Consider the following 2,107-nt stretch of genomic DNA (forward strand, 5'->3'; position numbering starts at 1 on the left):
GGCGTCGACCGCGTCGGCGACCGCGTCCAGCTCGTCGTGGACGTCGAAGTTCTCCTCGGTGAGGTACGCCTCTTGGAACCGGCTGGATTCGGCGGCCTTCGAGTCGTCGGGGAGGTCGGCGTCACGGTGGTACTTGCCGGTCAAAAATCCCTGTCCGAGCGGACTCCACGGGGAGACGGCGAGGTTCCGCTGGCGCGCGAACTCGAGGTAATCCCCCTCCGACCTCGCGGTCGACGAGGTTGTACCGCGGCTGGAGCACTTTGAACGGCTCCCACCCCTCGTTGCGCGCGATCTCGTTGGCGCGGGCGACCTTCCAGGCGTTCGGGCGGAGCGTCGACGCGCCGAGGTAATGTACTTTNTCCGGACTCGACGAGTCCGTTCAGGGTCTTCATCAGCTCGCGGGCGGGGGTCTCGTCGTCCCACCGGTGGATGTAGAGGACGTCGATGTAGTCCGTGTCGAGCCGGTCGAGCAGGGCGTCGACGCGGTGGCGGACGTTCTTGCGGTTCGTGCCGCGGCTGTTCGGGTCGCCGTCGCGGATCTGCCAGTACACCTTCGAGGCGACCGTGTAGCGCTCGCGGTCGCGCTCGGCGAGCCAGTCGCCGATCCAGCGCTCGCAGTCGCCGCCGCCGTACACGTCGGCGGTGTCGATGTAGCGCCCGCCGGCGGTCTCGTAGGCGTCGAGCAGCTCGTGGGCGCGGTCCTCGTCGATCTCCACGTTCCCCGCCTCGGTCACGCGGCCGAACCGCCACGTGCCGAACTGGAGTTCGCTCGTCCGCAGGCCGGTCCGGCCGAGCGGCACGGTTCCGAGGTCGATCTCGTCGAGTTCGGGAGCCATCGTCGACCCGTTGTCGCGGTCGACGCAAAAAGCCACAGCAACCGGATGCGGTGTGTCAACGACCGACGACTGTCGGGACTCTCGCGGCGGCCGCGACGGTCACTCGCAGGTCACGGCGAAGTCGTCCTCGGCCGCGGCCGCGGTACACACCGGGCAGCCGGCCTCGAGGATCGTCTCGCGCATCGCGTCGTTGACCTCGATGGTCTGCGCGCAGTCCGAACAGGTGAAGTGAACGGTTGTCAACGCTCTCCCTCTCAGTTCGTCGGGACGCGGGCTGCGGACATAAAAGGACGGTTCCGCGGCGGCCGCCGCGCAGTCACTCGGTTCGGGGGACCGCGTACGCGCCGACCGCGAGGAAACCGGCGGCGAGCGCGGTCAACACGAGCAGGTCGCCGGCCCACTCGCCGCCCTCGTAGGTGATCGCGCGGGTACCGCGGGCGAAGTACGTCAGCGGCGAGGCGGCGACGGCGGGCAGAAACCACTCCGGCAGCAGCGACGGGGTCACGAACGTCTCGGAGAGGAAGAGTAGGGGTAACGCGACCGTGTTGCTCGCGGCGATCACGCCGTCCTGCGAGTCCGCGACCGCGCCGAGAACCGCGCCGAGTCCGCAGAAGAGTGCGACCGCGACCGCGACGAAGGCCGGAAGCGCGGCGAGCGCGGGGGAGACGATGAGCGTCGCGTCCGTCACCGCCAGCACGAGCCCAAGGATGAGCAGGCTCGCAGCGCCGATGATCGCGACGTTGACCAGCGTGTGCGCGAGGAGCCACTCGGCGCGGGAGAGCGGGGTCGTCGCCAGCTTCTCGAACCGCCCGCCGTCGCGGTGGCGCGCGATCTCGGAGCCGACCCGCGACAGCGGCGTGAAAAGCACCACGACCGCGAGGTAGCCCGGGATGTAGTAGCCCGCCGGCTCGGCGAAGAGGCCCCCGCCGGTCGGCTGCGTCCGAATCAGCGCGCCGAAGATGACGACCAAGATGACCGGGAAGAAGAACGTGAAGAACACCGCCGTCCGGCGACGGGTGAACGAGCGCGCCGCCGCGACCGCCTCCGTCCGGATCCGGCCGAGTCGGGTCATCGGTCACCCTCCGCGTCGCCGACGGTTTTAGTCACCGCCCTCTCGTCTCCCCGATGCGCGTACTCCTCGCCGGTGAGCCGCAGGTACACGTCCTCCAGCGACGGCTCCGACCACGAGAGCGACTCGAAGGCGACGCTCGCGCCGTCGAGCGCGTCGACCGCGTCGCCGATCGCCTCCGGGCGCACGCCCCGGATCCGGA

2 protein-coding genes and 2 pseudogenes are annotated in these 2,107 nt (G+C 69.9%); all 4 read right to left on the reverse strand.

Annotation, left to right across the window (positions count from 1 at the left end; all coding sequences use genetic code 11):
- Positions 1-836, reverse strand: a pseudogene (locus tag BN903_RS14785) (aldo/keto reductase); the annotation flags it as partial.
- A gap of 99 nt (positions 837-935) precedes the next feature.
- A complete protein-coding gene (locus BN903_RS17025) occupies positions 936-1,079 on the reverse strand; it encodes a zinc ribbon domain-containing protein (protein WP_154018149.1) in 144 nt (47 codons plus the stop codon).
- 73 nt (positions 1,080-1,152) lie between these two features.
- Positions 1,153-1,908, reverse strand: coding sequence for an ABC transporter permease (locus BN903_RS14790; protein ID WP_048078456.1), 756 nt, complete (start codon positions 1,906-1,908; stop codon positions 1,153-1,155).
- Positions 1,905-2,107: pseudogene (locus BN903_RS14795) on the reverse strand (ABC transporter ATP-binding protein); the annotation flags it as partial. The pseudogene BN903_RS14795 and the gene BN903_RS14790, both read right to left, overlap by 4 nt.

The sequence above is a fragment of the Halorubrum sp. AJ67 genome (assembly GCF_000513435.1).

What these genes read in the sequence shown, in the direction of transcription:
- BN903_RS14790 (WP_048078456.1), bottom strand. Translation starts at nt 1,908, where the DNA reads ATGACCCGACTCGGCCGGATCCGGACGGAGGCGGTCGCGGCGGCGCGC.